Source organism: Chromobacterium amazonense (assembly GCF_001855565.1).
Lineage (GTDB): Bacteria > Pseudomonadota > Gammaproteobacteria > Burkholderiales > Chromobacteriaceae > Chromobacterium > Chromobacterium amazonense.
This window is the reverse complement of record NZ_MKCR01000033.1, coordinates 30,739-46,871: the sequence shown is the minus strand read 5'-3', so window position 1 is coordinate 46,871 and position 16,133 is coordinate 30,739. Positions and strand designations below refer to the sequence as shown.

At 65.7% G+C, this 16,133-nt stretch carries 14 protein-coding genes; 9 read left to right on the top strand and 5 right to left on the bottom strand.

The genetic code is table 11. The features are described from left to right. The first annotated feature begins 37 nt into the window (after window positions 1–37). Window positions 38–250, top strand: a complete 213-nt coding sequence (locus tag BI343_RS17055; protein WP_071110624.1) for a DUF3820 family protein — start codon at window positions 38–40, stop codon at window positions 248–250. A gap of 3 nt (window positions 251–253) precedes the next feature. Continuing rightward, window positions 254–1,195: a ribosome biogenesis GTPase YlqF gene (ylqF, locus tag BI343_RS17050; RefSeq protein WP_071110623.1), complete on the top strand. Its 942-nt coding sequence runs from the start codon at window positions 254–256 to the stop codon at window positions 1,193–1,195. Between the two features lie 66 nt (window positions 1,196–1,261). Here the strand turns inward: ylqF and BI343_RS17045 are convergent, their stop codons facing one another. The 4 genes from BI343_RS17045 to BI343_RS17030 form a co-directional block, all read right to left on the bottom strand. Then, a complete protein-coding gene (locus BI343_RS17045) occupies window positions 1,262–1,702 on the bottom strand; it encodes a hypothetical protein (protein WP_071110622.1) in 441 nt (146 codons plus the stop codon). An 88-nt stretch (window positions 1,703–1,790) separates the two neighbouring features. Continuing rightward, entirely contained in the window at window positions 1,791–2,261 is a 471-nt protein-coding gene (locus tag BI343_RS17040) for a DUF3592 domain-containing protein (protein ID WP_071110621.1), read from the bottom strand. Continuing rightward, window positions 2,261–2,701, bottom strand: a complete 441-nt coding sequence (ruvX, locus tag BI343_RS17035; protein WP_071110620.1) for a Holliday junction resolvase RuvX — start codon at window positions 2,699–2,701, stop codon at window positions 2,261–2,263. Before ruvX ends, BI343_RS17040 begins: the two co-directional genes overlap by 1 nt. After that, entirely contained in the window at window positions 2,685–3,245 is a 561-nt protein-coding gene (locus BI343_RS17030) for a YqgE/AlgH family protein (protein WP_071110619.1), read from the bottom strand. Before BI343_RS17030 ends, ruvX begins: the two co-directional genes overlap by 17 nt. 138 nt (window positions 3,246–3,383) lie before the next feature. On the opposite strand from BI343_RS17030, the gene smc reads away from it, so the two are divergent. From smc to BI343_RS19455, 3 genes are all read left to right on the top strand, one after another. Continuing rightward, a complete protein-coding gene (gene smc, locus BI343_RS17025; protein WP_071110618.1) occupies window positions 3,384–6,872 on the top strand; it encodes a chromosome segregation protein SMC in 3,489 nt (1,162 codons plus the stop codon). Window positions 6,873–6,991: 119 nt separating this feature from the next. Then, the gene (locus BI343_RS17020; protein ID WP_071110792.1) at window positions 6,992–8,371 is read left to right on the top strand and encodes an MFS transporter; all 1,380 of its coding nucleotides are present in this window, start codon (window positions 6,992–6,994) and stop codon (window positions 8,369–8,371) included. A 4-nt stretch (window positions 8,372–8,375) separates the two neighbouring features. Then, window positions 8,376–9,140: an energy transducer TonB gene (locus BI343_RS19455; protein ID WP_083341041.1), complete on the top strand. Its 765-nt coding sequence runs from the start codon at window positions 8,376–8,378 to the stop codon at window positions 9,138–9,140. Window positions 9,141–9,163: 23 nt separating this feature from the next. On the opposite strand, the gene BI343_RS17010 is transcribed toward BI343_RS19455, so the two are convergent. Continuing rightward, window positions 9,164–9,631: a MarR family winged helix-turn-helix transcriptional regulator gene (locus BI343_RS17010; RefSeq protein ID WP_043627900.1), complete on the bottom strand. Its 468-nt coding sequence runs from the start codon at window positions 9,629–9,631 to the stop codon at window positions 9,164–9,166. Window positions 9,632–10,032: 401 nt separating this feature from the next. Between BI343_RS17010 and BI343_RS17005 the strand changes: the two genes are divergently transcribed. The 4 genes from BI343_RS17005 (at window position 10,033) to galU (ending at window position 16,096) form a co-directional block, all read left to right on the top strand. After that, window positions 10,033–11,232 (top strand): cell division protein ZipA C-terminal FtsZ-binding domain-containing protein, encoded by a 1,200-nt coding sequence (locus BI343_RS17005; protein WP_071110616.1) that lies wholly within the window; start codon window positions 10,033–10,035, stop codon window positions 11,230–11,232. 63 nt (window positions 11,233–11,295) lie between these two features. Continuing rightward, window positions 11,296–13,707, top strand: coding sequence for an NAD-dependent DNA ligase LigA (gene ligA, locus BI343_RS17000; protein WP_071110615.1), 2,412 nt, complete (start codon window positions 11,296–11,298; stop codon window positions 13,705–13,707). A 10-nt stretch (window positions 13,708–13,717) separates the two neighbouring features. Beyond that, window positions 13,718–15,151, top strand: a complete 1,434-nt coding sequence (locus BI343_RS16995) for a tetratricopeptide repeat protein (RefSeq protein WP_139165776.1) — start codon at window positions 13,718–13,720, stop codon at window positions 15,149–15,151. Window positions 15,152–15,223: 72 nt separating this feature from the next. Next, complete coding sequence (gene galU, locus BI343_RS16990) at window positions 15,224–16,096, top strand: UTP--glucose-1-phosphate uridylyltransferase GalU (RefSeq protein ID WP_071110614.1); 873 nt, start codon at window positions 15,224–15,226, stop codon at window positions 16,094–16,096. Window positions 16,097–16,133 lie beyond the last annotated feature (37 nt).

The following is a 16,133-nucleotide window of genomic DNA, read 5'->3' as shown; positions in this document are numbered from 1 at the left end:
TTGGCACAATGCGCAACCGCCATCTATACCTGCCATCATGCAAGCCGAAGATCTGCTGAACCTGACCACCCGCACCATGCCCTTCGGCAAGCACAAGGGCGCGCTGATTTGCGAGCTGCCGGGCAATTATCTGAACTGGTTCGCCCGCGAGGGCTTCCCGCCCGGCGAGATCGGCCGCCTGCTGCAACTGATGCATGAACTGGACCACAATGGTCTGACTTATCTGCTGGACCCGATTAGAAAGCGTTGAACAATGGCAATCCAATGGTTTCCCGGCCATATGAACAAGGCGCGCAAGGATGTCGCCGAGCGCCTCAAAGATATTGATGTCGTCATCGAGCTGCTGGACGCGCGTCTGCCGGCTTCCAGCGCCAACCCGATGCTGGCCCGCATGGCCAAGGGCAAGCCGCGGCTGATGATCCTGAACAAGCAGGATCTGGCCGATCCGGCCGTTACCGAACAATGGCTGGCCTGGTACCGCGCCAAGACGCAAACCGAGGCGCTGGGCATGGATGCCGGCGAACGCGCCCCGGCGCAGCGGCTGATCGCCGCCTGCCGCGCGCTGGCGCCTAACCGCAGCGGTTTGGAGAAGCCGCTGCGGGTGCTGATCTGCGGCATTCCCAACGTCGGCAAGTCCACGCTGATCAACAGCATGTCCAGCCGCAAGATCGCCAAGACCGGCAATATGCCGGGCGTCACCAAGAACGAGCAGCGCATCATCCTGGAAGACGATTTCGAGCTGTACGACACTCCCGGCATGCTGTGGCCGAAGATCGAGGTGGAAGAGGGCGGCTACAATCTAGCCGCCAGCGGCGCGGTCGGCCGCAACGCGATGGACGAGGAGGAGGTGGCGCTGGAGCTGCTGAAGTACTTGCTGGTCCATTACCGCGCCGATCTGGCCGCCCGCTACAAGCTGGATGAGGAAACGCTGGAAGGCATGCAGGACTGGCAGGCGCTGGAACTGATCGGCAAGCGGCGCGGCGCGGTGCTGTCCGGCGGCCGCATCAATATGCAGAAAGCGGCCGAGATCGTGCTGACCGATTTTCGCGACGGCCAGACCGGCCGGATCACGCTGGAGCGCCCGGACGAGTGGGCTGTGTGGGAGAAGCGCGCCAAGGCGATCGCCGCCGAGCGAGCCATCCTGCGCGAAGAAAAGCTGAAGGAAAAAGAAGGCCGCAAGCAAGGCAGCCGCTGATTCGTCGGCATGATGGAAAGCAAACAGGCCCGGGAATCGGGCCTGTTGTCGTTTGGGCGGCGCGGTTTAGGCGATGGTATTGACGATATTGCCGTTGGTGCTGTCCGCCACCGCTTCGCCGGCCAAGGCCGGATTGCTCTGCAGTATGGTGGCCCAGTTGGCGTTGAGGCTGGAGCTGGCGCTGCTGGAGGCGCCCAACGTTTGTGACAGGATCTGCTGGTCGGTGCTTTGGGCGGCGGTTTCGCCGCTGCTGGGACTGAGCAGGCTGCCTTGCAGGGTGCCGGCGGTGGCGAAACCGTTGAGCAGGCCGGCGGCGTCATAGGTGCCGGCATCGCTGCTGTTGCCGCCGAGTAAAACAACGGCGCTGGATTCCTGCGCCAGTTGCGCCGCTTGGGCCGCCAGCGCAACCGTCGCATTGCCGTTCTGCACAACGGGGGAAGGTACGGTGCCGCCATTCAACAAGGCGGCGCTGGCCAGCGAAATTTGAGCGGTCTGGCTGATGCTCATGGCGGAACTCCTGGGTAGAGCGATTCTACCTTGACAGTATCGGCAGTTTGCCCGGCGGACTCAATAGCGCTTAATAGCTACTAACAAATCAATGGCTTAGGTTTTTAGCCCCTAGTAGAAAGGCGCCGGCGGCGGCGAACAGCAGCATCAGCAGCTGTCCGGCCCGCACGCTCCAGTGCGCGCCGGTTTCCAGGCAGGCCTGTTCCGGCTTGGCCGGATTGTAGCGAACGGGTATGGACGTGCTCGCCGGATAACGGCGCGCGAGGTCTTCCGCTAGCGTCTGGCTGCCGCCGAAGCCGATATCGGGGATGCGGATGGCGCTGGAAGCGTAAGCCTGGCCGTTGACTTGATAACGGTAGGAGACGACGGCGCGGTATTCGCGCTGATCGTGGTTGTCAGCGCCGCGGCGCACGCGCCATTCCACTTCGCTGCGTTCGACTGTGCCCATTGTGGACGGCCAGTCCTGCGCGGCGTTGGCCAACTGCGCCTGGCGCCACAGCCAGCCAAAGCCGGCGACGCCGAGGGCGATCAGCAGCAGCGCTGGAAACTTGGCCAGCATCAAACGGCGGTGCCGGGCTGCTCGAACCAGCCGGCCAGGATGGCTTGCGCCGCTACTTGATCCAGCGCCGGTTTCTGCTTGCGGCCTTTCTTGACGCCGGCCTCTTCCAGCAGCTGCTCGGCGATGACCGAGGTGTAGCGCTCATCCACCAGCCATACCGGCAGGCCGAAGCGTCCCTTCAGCCGATTGGCGAAGCGGCGCGACAGCGCGGACATCTCATGCTCGACGCCATCCGGATGCATGGGCAGGCCCACCACCAGCTGTTTGGGCTGCCATTCCGCTATCAGCTTGGCGATGGCGGCGAAGCGTTCGTCGGTGATGGGCGTGTCTATGGTGGCCAGCGGATGCGGGATGCCCAGCAGGGTGTCGCCGACGGCGACGCCGATGCGGCGCTCGCCAAAATCGAAAGCCAGCGCGCAACCTTCAGGCATGGCCGACATCCGAGGACAGCAGCGAGGGATCGAAGCCGAGCAGCGCCATGGCGGCGTCGTAGCGGTCTTCGCATGGCAGGTCGAACACGATGGCCGGGTCTGCCGGCACCGTCAACCAGCCGTTGTCGGCAATTTCCTGCTCCAGTTGGCCAGCCGACCAGCCGGCGTAGCCGAGCGAGATCAGCAGCCTCTCCGGCTTCTTGCCCTGAGACACCGCCGTCAGCACATCCTTGGACGTGGTCAGCGCCACGTCGTCGGTCACCATCAGGCTGGATTGCCAGTTGCCGGCCGGTTGATGCAGCACGAAGCCGCGGTCCGGCTGCACCGGACCGCCGAAGTACACCACGCCGGTGCGGGTGTCTTCGTCATCCAGCGGCAGATCGATCTGATCGAACAACTGGGCCATGGCGATGCCGGATGGCTTGTTGATGATCAGCCCCATGGCGCCGTGCTCGCCGTGCTCGCAGAGATAAACCAGAGACTTGGCGAACAGAGGGTCCGCCATGCCGGGCATGGCGATCAGGAAGTGATTGGACAGCGATAAGGATTCCATACGGGCATTATGGCACAACTGTCCTTGCCGCTGGCTAGCCCGTTTCACGACAATTTTCGGCCGAAATAGTCCATCGACCCGCAGTCTGTCGCAGCCTGATAAAATGAACAGTTTGCTCCCTTTCGCAGCGAGGACGTTTTGCGCCTGACCCATATCAAGCTCGCCGGTTTCAAGTCATTCGTGGACCCCACCAGCATCGCGGTGCCGGGCCAACTGGTGGCGGTCATCGGCCCCAACGGCTGCGGCAAGTCGAACGTGATCGACGCCGTGCGCTGGGTGCTGGGCGAGTCGTCCGCCAAACAGCTGCGCGGCGAATCCATGCAGGACGTGATCTTCAACGGTTCGTCCAGCCGCAAGCCGGTGTCGCGCGCTTCGGTCGAGCTGGTGTTCGACAACGCCGACGGCCAGCTAACCGGCCCTTGGGGCCAGTACGCCGAAGTGGCGATCAAGCGGGTGCTGACCCGCCAGGGCGAATCCAGCTACTACATCAATAGCCAGCAGGTGCGGCGGCGCGACATCACCGATCTGTTCCTCGGCACCGGGGTGGGCGCGCGCGGCTACGCCGTGATCGAGCAGGGCATGATTTCGCGCATCATCGAGGCGCGGCCGGAAGAGCTGCGCGCCTATCTGGAAGAGGCGGCCGGCGTGTCCAAGTACAAGGAGCGCCGCCGCGAAACGGAAAACCGCCTGTCCGACACCCGCGCCAACCTGGAGCGCATCGCCGATCTGCAGCAGGAGCTGGAGCGTCAGGTGGAGCGGCTGTCCGAGCAGGCCGAAGTGGCCGCGCAATATCACGACATGCGCGGCGCGCTGACCCACAAGCAGAACCTGCTGGCCTTGGCGCGGCGCGAGGAGGCGGCGCGCAACGAGGCGCATGCCCGCGGCGAGCTGGCGCGCATCGAAACCGAAGAAGCCGCGCTGGAAGCGGCGGTCACCCACCTGGAAACCGAGCAGGAAACGGTGCGCGAACAGCACTTCGCCGCCAGCGACGCCGTGCATGAGGCGCAGCAGCGGCTGTTCGAGGCCAATGCCCAGCTGGCGCGTCTGGAAGAGGCGCAGCGCCACCGCGAGCAGAGCCGGCAACGGCTGGAGCGCGATCTGGCGGCCGCGCGCAGCGAGCGCCAGCAACTGGCCGACAACCGCCAGCAGGTGGAGGCCGAATTGGACGACTGGCTACCGCGGCTGGAAGAGGCGCAGTTGCGGCAGGAAGAAGCGCAGATGGCGCTGGAGGACGGCGCAGACGAACTGCCGACCGCCGAGACGGCTTTCCGCCAACTGGACCAGCAACAATCGCAGCTGACCGCGCAGCAGGCCAATCTGACGCGCGAACGCGATTTGTCGCGCCAGCAAATCGAACATTGGCAGCGCGGCCTGCAGCAGCTGGATGGCCGCGACGCCGCGCTGACGCGCGAACTGTCCGACCTGAATCTGCCGGGGCACGGCGCGCTGGAGGCGGCGAAGCAGGAGGTCGACAAGGCCAAGGCCGCGCTGGACGCGGTGCGCGCCAGGCTGGTGGCGGACGAGGCCAAGCAGGCGGACTTGGCCGCCGAGCGCGAAAAGCTGGACCAGCAGCTATCCGCCAAGCGCACCGAATTGGCGCGCGCCGAGGCCGAGGCCGCCGCGCTGGCGGCGCTGCTGCAGCGCGAAGCGGCCGACGAGCAATTGGCCGGCTGGCTGGACAAGCATGGCCTGGCCGACGCGCCGCAGCTGTGGCAATCCTTGCAGGTGGACGCGCGCTGGCAGCAGGCGCTGGAAGCGGCGCTGGGCGAGCGCCTGTCCGCCCGCGCCGCCGCCTTGCCCGGCGCGCCGCCGCCCGCCGCGCTGGCGCTGGTGGACGGCAAGCGCGCCGCCGCGGCCGGACTGCCGGCGCGCGCCTGGCCGTCTCTGCTGGCGGAAGCGAAGGCGCAAGCGCCGTTCGACGCGGCCTTGGGCGACTGGCTGGCCGGCGTCTATCTGGCCGAGACGCTGGACGCCGCCCTGGCGCGCCGCGGCGAGCTGGCGGCCGGCGAATGCTGGCTGACGCCGGAAGGCCATCGCGTCGACGCCGTCAGCGTGCGTTACCACGCCGAGGCCAGCGGGGATGGCCTGATGGCGCGCAAGCGGCAGCTGGACGAGGCATCGGCCCGCGCGGACGTCTTGCGGCCGGAAATCGACGCCATGCAGAAGAAGCGCGACGGCCTCTTGAGCATGGGCAATATGCTGGCCGAGGCCGTGCGCGGCCAGAAAGGTTCGCTGACCCGGCTGGAGGCCGAGTTGAATGCCGCCACGCTGGAGCACGTCAAGCTGGACCAGGCGGCGCGCCAGGGCGCGGCGCGTCTCTCCGCCATCGAGGCCGAACGCGGCCGCATCGCCGAGGAGCGGCGGCAAGCGGCGGAGGGCATCGCCGAGGCCGAGTTGATGGGCGAGGAGGCGGCGCTGACGCTGGAGGAGCTGGCGCTGCAGCTGGAGGAGGTTAGGCTGGCGCGGCTGAACGCGGAAACCCGGCTGGAGCTGGCGCGCAACAAAGCCCGCGACGCCGAGCGCGTGCTGCACGAGATCAAGCTGGCGCTCCACAGCGCCGAGCAGAAGGTGGCCGAATTGTCGCGCCGCGGCCGCGAACTCGCCGACCGCGACGAACAATTGCAGGAGCGACTGGAGACGCTGGCCGGCGAATCGGAAACGGTGGACGAGGCGGTGCCGGAAGAGGCGCTGCAACTGGCGCTGGCCGAACGCGAAACGCGCGAGGGCGAGCTGTCCGCCGCGCGCGACAGGCTGAACCAGCTGACAGAGCGGATGCGCGAGATCGGCCAGCGCCAGCACGAGGCCAACGCCGCTTTGCCGGCGCTGCGCGAGGCGCGTTCGGATTGGCTGCTCAAGCACCAGGAAGCCCGCTTGGCGATGGAGCGCTTCGCCGAAGAGCTGGCTCAGGCCGAGGCCGACGAAACCGCGCTGTTGGCAGACCTCAACGAAGGCGTCAAGCCAAACGCTTTGGCCGCCGAGATCGTCCGCCTGGCGCGCGCGCTGGAGGGGCTGGGCGCGGTCAACCTGGCGGCGCTGCAGGAACTGGACGAGGCGAAGAAGCGCGGCGAATACCTGCAGAACCAGTCCGACGATCTGAACCAGGCGATGGAAACGCTGGTGGAGGCCATCAGCAAGATAGACGGCGAAACCCGCGACATGCTGCAAGCCACTTATGACGCGGTCAACGCCAAGATGCGCGAGTTTTTCCCCACGCTGTTCGGCGGCGGCCGCGCCGAGCTGGTGTTGACTGGCGAAGACCTGCTGGACGCCGGCGTGCAGATCATCGCCCAGCCGCCGGGCAAGAAGAACAGCACGATTCATCTTCTGTCCGGCGGCGAGAAGGCCCTGACCGCGATGAGCCTGGTGTTCTCGCTGTTCAGCCTGAACCCGGCGCCGTTCTGCCTCTTGGACGAAGTGGACGCGCCGCTGGACGACGCCAATACCAGCCGCTTCTGCGACTTGGTCAAACAGATGTCCGAGCGCACCCAGTTCCTCTATATTTCACACAACCGGCTGACCATGGAGATGGCCGAGCAGCTGGTGGGCGTGACGATGCAGGAGCAGGGCGTCAGCCGCATCGTGGCGGTGGATATCGTCGAGGCGCTGAAGATGCGCGAGACAGCCTGATCGCCGGCTTGACGCGGCGCAAGGTTCGGCCCGGCGGCCGGATGGCATACTGCGCCGCCGGCTGTTGGGACGTGTCGCAACTGTCCGGCTGCGTTGTGTCGCCATCGTGGAATCTGTTCATGACCGTAAGCATCAAACGTTGGGAGCCGGAAAATGTCATTTTCTGGCTGAGCCGCGGCCGCGGCATCGCTCGGCGCAATCTGTGGCTGTCCATTTTCTCGCTGCACCTGAACTTCAACATCTGGATGATGTGGAGCATGGTGGTGGTCAACCTGCCGGCGGTGGGTTTCCTGATTTCCGGCCAGCAGCAATTTCTGCTGGTGTCGATTCCGCCGCTGGTGGGCGCCTTGATGCGCCTGATCTATTCCTGGGCCTGGAGCTGGGTGGGCGGCGGGCTATGGCTGGGGCTGTCCACGCTGTTCCTGTTGCTGCCCGCCTGGGGCGTCGGCCGGGTGGTGCAGGATATTGCCTCGCCGTTCTGGCAGTTGCTGCTGGTGGCGGCCTTGTGCGGCATAGGCGGCGGCGCTAGCGCCTCGCATTTGTCGAATACCAGTTTCTTCTTTCCCAAGTCCGAGAAGGGCCTGGCGATGGGGCTGAATGCCGGGCTGGGCAATCTGGGCGTGTCGGTCGCGCAGTTGCTGATTCCGTTGTGCATTCTCTATCCCTTGTTCGGATACGCGGCCGGCGAGCCGCAAGTGTGGGGGCGCGGCGGCGAGGTGCATTTCGTCTGGCTGCAGAACGCCGCGTACATCTGGCTGCCCCTGATCCTGCTGATCGCCCTGGCGTGTCTGCTGTACGCGCATGATCTGCCCAAGCTGCGCATCACGCCGCACGATCAATTGGACGCGATGAAAGACCCCCACACCTGGTATATCTGCCTGTTGTACATGGGCAGCTACGGGACTTTTCTGGGTTTTTCCGCGGCGTTTCCTTTGTTGGCGCGGGCGATGTTCCCGCATATCGACGCCAGCCCGTATCTATTCGTCGGGCCGATGGTTTGCGCCTTGTCGCGGCCGTTGGGCGGCTGGATGGGCGACAAGGTGGGCGGCGGCATCGCCACCGTCGCGGCCAATCTGTTGATGGCGGCAGGCACCATCGGCGTTTACCTGGGCATGCCGTCCGTAGGCAGTGGCGGTTCGTTCTGGCTGTTTCTGGCGATGTTCCAGTTGATTTTCTTTGCCGCGGGCGTCGGCAACGGTTCGTCTTATCAACTGGCGCCAAAGGTGTTCCTGATCCTGGCCGGGCGCGATGCCCAGCTGCATGGCGAAACCCTGCAGCAGGCCTATCTGCGCGGCGGCCGGCGCGGCGCGTCGGCGATGAATGTCAGCTCGGTGATGGCGGCGTTCGGCGGCTTCGTCATTCCCAAGGCCTTTGGTTCGGCTTTGGATTGGTTCGGCAGTTTTTTGCCGGCGTTCGCGATGTTTTTCCTGTTCTATCTCTTATGCATGGTGATCGCGTGGTGGCATTACAGCCGCCCGCGCGCGGCAATGCGATGCTGAGGCGATGATGCGTTGGGCCCTGCCGCTGTCGCTGCTGGCGCATGGCTTGCTGTTGTGGCTGCTATGGCTGCCGTGGCGGTTCGAACCGAATAGACCGGCGGTGCCGCTGGAGGTGGCCTTGCGCGGGGGAGAGGCGGGGCCGGCTGAGGGTGGCGGCGCCGGCAGGCTTGGGCGCGCTGGCGATTCGGCAGCGGCCATGCGCAGCCGAGGCGGCGCTCCGCAGGAGCCGCCCGCCATGATTCAGCGCAGTCCGCAGCCATCCCAGGCCCTTTCCTCTCAGGACACGGACAAACCGATGCGTCCTGCCGCGCCGACTCCAAGCGCTGCGGCAAAGACGAGTCCATTGGCGCCTGCACAAGCTAACCGTTCCTCGACCATAGCGGCGCCCGGCGAGTCCCGGGTGGTTGGGCATGGTGAAGCAAAGGATGGCGGTCAGGCTACATTGCCGGCGGGAAGCGGCAAGACGGGAGCGGGCGCGGAGGGCGACCGCGGGGCGCTGTATGCGCCGGCTTATCTGGAAAATCCTCAGCCCTCCTACCCGGAGCGATCGCGTCAGCAGGGGGAGGAGGGCGTGGTGCTGCTAAAGGTGCGCGTAGGGGTAAACGGCCGCGCGCTGGCAGTGGAGCTGGCGCGCAGCAGCGGTTTCCGCCGCTTGGACCAGTCGGCGCTGGAAACGGTATCACGCTGGCGTTTCGCGCCGGCAGTGCGCAACGGCGCCGCAATTGAGTCTACCTTGACGGTGCCGATACGCTTTCAGGCCGGCGGCTAACCGGCCTGATGGCGATGCCAGGCTCAGGCCGGCTCGCTTTCCTGTTGCTCCAGCGCCTGGCTGAAGCTGGCGCGCAGCCGGCCCAGCTCATTGCAGAAGCCAGACAGGTCTTGTTCGCCGAATTGCTGGAAGGCGTTGTGCATGTAGTCCAGATGCGCCGGGAAGGCTTGGCTGAACAGTTCCTGGCCATACGGCGTCAGCGCCACGAACACGCTGCGCCGGTCGTTGGGCTGCATGCTGCGGACGACGATGCCCTTGTCTTCCAGGCGATCCAGCACGCCGGTCAGGGTGCCTTTTGTGATCAGGGTGTGATCGGATAGCTCCTTGCAGTTCATGCCCTGGCTGTTGCCAAGCGTGGTGACGACATCGAATTGCGGCGGCGTCAGCCCAAGCCGGCGGATGTTGTAGCTGGCGAATTGTTCAAAGGCCTGATAAGTGCGCGACAATTCGCGAACGACAGGCAGGAAACTGGCTTGATCGGATTTTTTCATCGTAAAGAGTCCCCGTGCTGTTCTAAGCAATGTTGTACAGGCTAGTACGGTCCAATAGCAGAGTTATTCTTGCACGCGCTATGAATAAATTCTCCTGTCAGAAATGTCATGTTCATTCGGTTTGAGTTGATACCAGGCTGCCGGGTTCCACGGCCGCCACTGCGGGCCATTTGGCATGACACCGGATTGACAAGGGCGTTTGTCAAGCGTTTATGTACTGCCAAATGGTGCGCCGAGGCGGGCTTTCGTTATAATGAGCGTGGAAAGCCCGTCTCGGACGGGTGCCTGCCGGCTTTTGCAGCAATGGCGGCGACAGGATAATAGCGGGAGGCCGACCTGCGATAGCGTCCATGGGGACAGGGTGCGGCTTCGAATTATTCGCCTTAATAGCGGACTGGCTGATGAGCGAATTGCAGATTGGTGTGTTGATATTGGGCGGCGGCGTGATCGCCCTGGTTTTCGGCTTCAACATGTTTCAGGAGTGGCGTTTCCGCAGGCGGACGCAGCAGGCTTTCGCCCGTCCGCAGGATGACGTGTTGCTGGACGTGCCGAAGAATAATGTGCGCGACGGCCGCAGCGACCGCATGGAGCCGGTGCTGGTCGATGCCGATTTCGACGACCGCGACGACGACGCGGAACCGTTCGAGCCGCTGTTGCCGGAAGCGGCGGCCATCGCGCCGGAGCCGCCTCGCCATGCCGCTCAGCGCATGGAGCCTATGGCCGCGGCGGCGGAGGTGCCGGTGATAGACGAAGAAGACGACGCCGAGCTGGCGATGGACTCCGCCGACCACCAGGCGCTGGTAGTCGCGATGCTGGACCCGTCGCTGGACTTCATCGCCGAGGTAGTGTTCCACGAGCCGCACGAGCTGGCCGCGATGCCGCGCTTCAACGTCGGCAAGCGCACCCAGCTGATCGGCCGCACCGAGCGCGGGCTATGGAAAGTCGCCGAGGCGCTGCCGGGCACCCGTTACAAGCAAATCAACATCAGCATGCAAATGGTGGACCGCTCCGGCGCCGTGACCGAACAGGAATTGGCCGCGTTTTGCCAGCAGGTATCGCGCTTCGCCGAAGACCACGACGCGGCGGTCAGCTTCCCGCAGCGCCAGCAGAAGCTGGTGGCGGCGCGCGAGCTGGATCGCTTCTGCGCCGACGTCGACGTGCTGATCGGCATCAACATCGTGCCGAAGGCGCCGATCGAAGGCGCGCGCCTGCGCAGCTTCGCCGAAGCCGCCGGGCTGCAGCTGGAGCCGGATGGCGCCTTCCACTATTTGGCGGACTCCGGCAATACCCTTTACTCGCTGGTGGCGGCGGATCAGATGCCGTTCACCTTCCACACGCTGCTGGACAAGACTTTCCCGGCGCTGACGCTGCTGTTCGACGTGCCGCGAGTGGCCGGCGGGGTGGAGGTGTTCGACCGCGCCGTCTATTTTGCCCGCCAGCTGGCCCACGAGTTCGGTGCCCAACTGGTGGACGACAACCGCCGGGTGCTGACCGATGCCGGCCTGGGCCGCATCCGCGATCAATTGCTGCACATCTACGGCAGCATGGACGACCGCGGCATCGCGCCGGGCAGCGTGGCCGCGCTGCGCTTGTTTGCCTGAGTCAAAATTGAAGATGATTCCAGGGCCGGCCATGCCGGCCCTTTTGCCGTTCGAGAGTTTCCGATGACCGCACATGAACTGCGCGCAGCCGAGCTGCGCGAGCTGCTTAACCGTTACGGCCACGAATACTACGTGCTGGACGCGCCGACCGTGCCCGACGCCGAATACGACCGCCTGTTCCGCGAATTGCAGGCGCTGGAAGAGGCGCATCCGGAACTGGCGGTGGCGGATTCGCCGACGAAGCGCGTCGGCGGCGCGCCGCTGGCCGAATTCGACAGCGTCACCCACGCGGTGCCCATGCTGTCCTTGTCCAACGCTTTTTCCGACATGCAACTGGCCGATCCGGCGGAGCGCCACGCCGAGCTGATCCAGTTCGACGAGCGGGTGCGCAAGGGACTGGACGCCACCGAGGTTGAGTATGCCACCGAACCCAAGTTCGATGGCCTGGCCATTTCCCTGCTGTATGAAAACGGCGTGCTGATCCGCGCCGCCACCCGCGGCGACGGCGTGGCCGGCGAGCAGGTGACCGAGAACGTGCGCACGATACGCGCCATTCCATTGAAGCTGGACGGCGCGAATCCGCCGGCCTTGCTCGAAGTCCGCGGCGAGGTGCTGATGCTGAAGCGCGACTTCGAGCGGCTGAACGCCGAGCAGATCGCCCGCGGCGACAAGGCTTTCGCCAATCCGCGCAACGCGGCCGCCGGTAGCCTGCGCCAGCTGGATTCGCGCATCTCCGCGCAGCGCCGGCTGTCTTTCTTCGCTTACGCCATCGCCCAGGTGGAAGGCACCGATTGGCCGGCGACCCACCAGGGCGAGATGGACTGGCTGAAACAGCTCGGCTTCCCGGTGGTGGAGGCAAGCCTGCGGCCCGTGGTCAAGGGCGTGGCGGGCCTGTCCGGCTATTACGAAGGCGTGCTGGCGCGCCGCGCCGGCTTGCCGTTCGAGATCGACGGCGTGGTGTACAAGGTGAATAGCCGCGCGCTGCAGGACGCGCTGGGTTTTGTGTCGCGGGCGCCGCGCTGGGCCATCGCCCATAAATTCCCGGCGGAGGAGGCGTTGACCACGGTCGAAGCCATCGAGGAGCAGGTGGGCCGCACCGGCGCCATCACGCCGGTAGCGCGGCTCAAGCCGGTCTTCGTCGGCGGCGTCACCGTCACCAACGCCACGCTGCACAACGAGGACGAAGTGCGGCGCAAGGATGTTAGAGTCGGCGACACGGTGATCGTGCGCCGCGCCGGCGACGTGATTCCCGAGGTGGTGTCGGTGGTGCTGGAGCGCCGGCCGATGCAGCCTGCCGCCGGCGGCGACCTGTTCAGCGCCGGCGAGGAGCCGCGATACCCGGCCTACCGCTTGCCGACCGCCTGTCCGGTGTGCGGCAGCCACGTGGTGCGCGAGGAGGGCGAGGCCATCGCCCGCTGCTCGGGCGGGCTGTCCTGCCGCGCCCAGCGCAGCCAGGCGATCCAGCACTTCGCCGGCCGCCGCATGATGGACATTGACGGCCTGGGCGAGCGCTATATCGACAAGCTGGTCGAGTACGGCTACGTCAAGAGCGTGGCCGACCTGTACCGGCTGAAGCTGGAAGACCTGCTGGAGATGAAGCGCCGCGCCGACGAGGACGAGGGCGTGACGCCGGAGACGGTCAAGGCCGGCAAGGTGGCCAGCAAGTGGGCGGAAAACCTGATCGCGGCGATAGACGCCAGCCGGACGCCGCCGCTGGCCCGGCTCCTGTTCGCGCTGGGCATCCGCCATGTCGGCGAATCCACCGCCAAGACGCTGGCCGACTGGCTGGGCACCATGGCGCTGATCCGCCGCTGCCCGGCGGCGCTATTCGCCGCGCTGCCGGACATCGGCGGCGTGGTGGCCGATTCGCTGGCCGATTTTTTCGCCGAGGACAACAATGAAAAAGCGCTGGATGCCTTGCTGGCCGAAGTGAAACCGGCTGACGAGCATGCGCCGTCGCCCAAGCTGCGCGAGCGGTTGGACGACGCGGCGCTGCTGGCGCGGCTGGCCATTCCGCGGCTGACCGAGGTGCGCAGCCAGCAACTGGCCGCGCAGCGCAGCCTGGCCTGGCTGGCGCAAAGCGAACGCCGCGCGCTGCTGGATCTGGACTTGCCGGCCGAAGTGGTGAACGCGCTGGCCGACTGGCTGGATGCGCCGGGCAAGCGCGAGGCGCTGGGCAGACTGGCCGGCTTGCGCGACGAGATCGTGGCAGGCCTGCCGGAAGCTGCCGAGGCCATAGCTCTGCCGCTGGACGGCAAGACGCTGGTGCTGACCGGCACGCTGCCCACGTTGAGCCGCGATCAGGCCAAGGCGCTGATCGAGGCTGCCGGCGGCAAGGTCTCCGGCAGCGTGTCCAAGAAGACGCATTACGTGGTGGCCGGCGAGGAAGCGGGCAGCAAGCTCGCCAAGGCGCAGGAGCTGGGCGTGGCGATTCTGGACGAAGCCGGCTTGCAAGCCTTGCTGGCCGGAAACTGAAGGAGGCCCTGTGGCGCTGAAAGCGGTGGTGAAGGCGGATTTCGACGAAGGCAATCGCCGCGCGGCGGCGGGGGACTGGCAGGGCGCGATCGCGGTGTTCGATCGTTGCCTGGCGCAGAACCCGCAGGACTGGCAGGCGCTGGCCAACCGGGCGAACGCGCGGCAGCAATTGGGCGACAACGCGCGCGCCTTGGACGACTACATGGCCGCGTCGGCGTTGAACCCGGCGTCGGCCAATATCAAGAGCAATCTGGCGGTGCTGTTGAAGGAGCTGGGCGAACTGCAACTGGCTAGCCAGCTGCTGGAAGAAGCCCTGGCGGCGGAGCCTGCGCATGTGGATGCCTGGAGCAATCTGGGCGTGGTGCGGCAGCACCAGTTGCGCTACCACGACGCCATCGCCTGTTTTCTGAAGGCGATAGAGCTCGGCGGCGTCACCGCGGCGCGTTGCAACAATCTCGGCAACGTCTGCACCAGCGCGCTGCTGCTGGATGACGCCATTTCCGTGTTGCAGGGCGGTTTGGCGCTGTCGCCGCAGGACGCCAATCTGCAGTTCAGCCTGTCCATCGCCTTGCTGCTGGCGGGCCGCTACGCCGAAGCCTGGCCCTTGTACGAGGCCCGTTGGCGCAGCATCCTCACGCCGCGGCATGAGGGCGCGCGTTGGGATGGCGCCGCCTTGGGCACGCGGACGCTGTTGCTGTGGGCGGAGCAGGGCTTGGGCGACAGCCTGCAGATGGCGCGCTTTTTGCCGCGCATCCGCGCCGAGCATCCGGACGCCGGTTTGTTGCTGGCTTGCCCGCAGACGTTTCACCGCCTGTTCGCGCAATTTGATGGCATCGAGTTGCTGCCGCCGGACGCGGCGCCGGCGTATGACTGCCAACTGCCCTTGATGTCGCTGCCCGGCGCGCTGGGCGTGACGCTGGACAATCTGCCGACAGCTGCCTATCTGCAGCCGATGTCAGGCGCGCAGCCGACGCTGGCCGGGAATGGCAAGCTGAAAGTCGGCGTGGTGTGGGAGAGCGGCCGCTGGGGCGTGGGCATTGCCGATGCGTGGCGTCAGCATAAGTCGGTGCCGCCAGCCTTGTTTGCCGAAATCTGCCGGGTGCCCGGCATCGATTTCGTCGCCTTGCAGCCGGGCGAACTGCCCGCCGAATTGCAAGGACTGGTGACGCAGACATCGATAGGCGATTTTGCCGACACCGCCGCGCTGCTGGAGCAGGTGGAACTGGTGGTCTGCGTCGATACCGCCATTCTGCATCTGGCCGGGGCGATGGGCAAACCGACCTGGGCGTTGTTGCGCGCCGAGAGCGCGCCGTTCTTCCTTGCGGACGCTGCCGTCGCGCCGTGGTATCCGTCGGTGCGGCTGTGGCGACAGGCTGCTCCGGGAGACTGGTTGCCGGTGGTCCGCGAGCTGGCCGAGGCCCTGTCGGCGCAACAGACATTTTGACCTCGAGCGAAGAAGGGCTAGAATGCGGCGCTGTCTATATTGCAAAACGCCAATTGAAATAGCGGAATCGAGATGAAAAAGATCACCAAAGCCGTGTTTCCGGTTGCCGGTCTGGGCACCCGTTTCTTGCCGGCCACCAAGGCCAGTCCCAAGGAAATGCTGCCCGTCGTCGACAAGCCGTTGATCCAGTACGCGGTGGAGGAGGCGATCGCCGCCGGCATGACCGAGCTGATTTTCATCACCGGCCGCAACAAGCGTTCGATCGAAGACCATTTCGACAAGGCTTATGAGCTTGAGACCGAGCTCGAGTACAAGAACAAGCAGAAGTTGCTGCAACTGGTGCAGGAAATCATCCCGCCCGCGGTCAGCTGCATCTATATCCGCCAGACCGAGGCGCTGGGCCTGGGCCACGCCGTGTTGTGCGCGCGGCCAGTGGTGGGCGACGAACCGTTCGCGGTGATCCTGGCCGACGACTTGATTGAGGGCGCGCCGGGGGCGATGGAGCAGATGGTGCGCCTGTTTGATGAGACCCACTCGTCCATTCTGGGGGTGGAGACGGTGGCGCCGGAAGACACCGGCTCCTACGGCATTGTCAAGGCGACGGCAGACGCCCACGGCCATCAGCGTGTCGAGCACATCGTGGAGAAGCCGAAGCCGGAACAGGCGCCGTCCAATCTGGCGGTGGTGGGGCGCTACATTCTGACGCCGCGCATTTTCGACAAGCTGGTCAATACCGGCGCGGGGGCTGGCGGCGAGATCCAACTGACTGACGGCATCGCCGCCTTGATGAAGGACGAGGCCGTGCTGGCGCTGCCGTTCAAGGGCACGCGCTATGATTGCGGCTCCAAGCTGGGTTACCTGAAAGCCACGGTCAACTATGGTTTGAAGCATCACGAGGTGGCGGGCGAGTTTGCCGCTTTCCTGCGCGAGCTGAAAATCGACTGACAGTTTTTCCATTGCGCCGCCGACGGCGGCGCCGCCT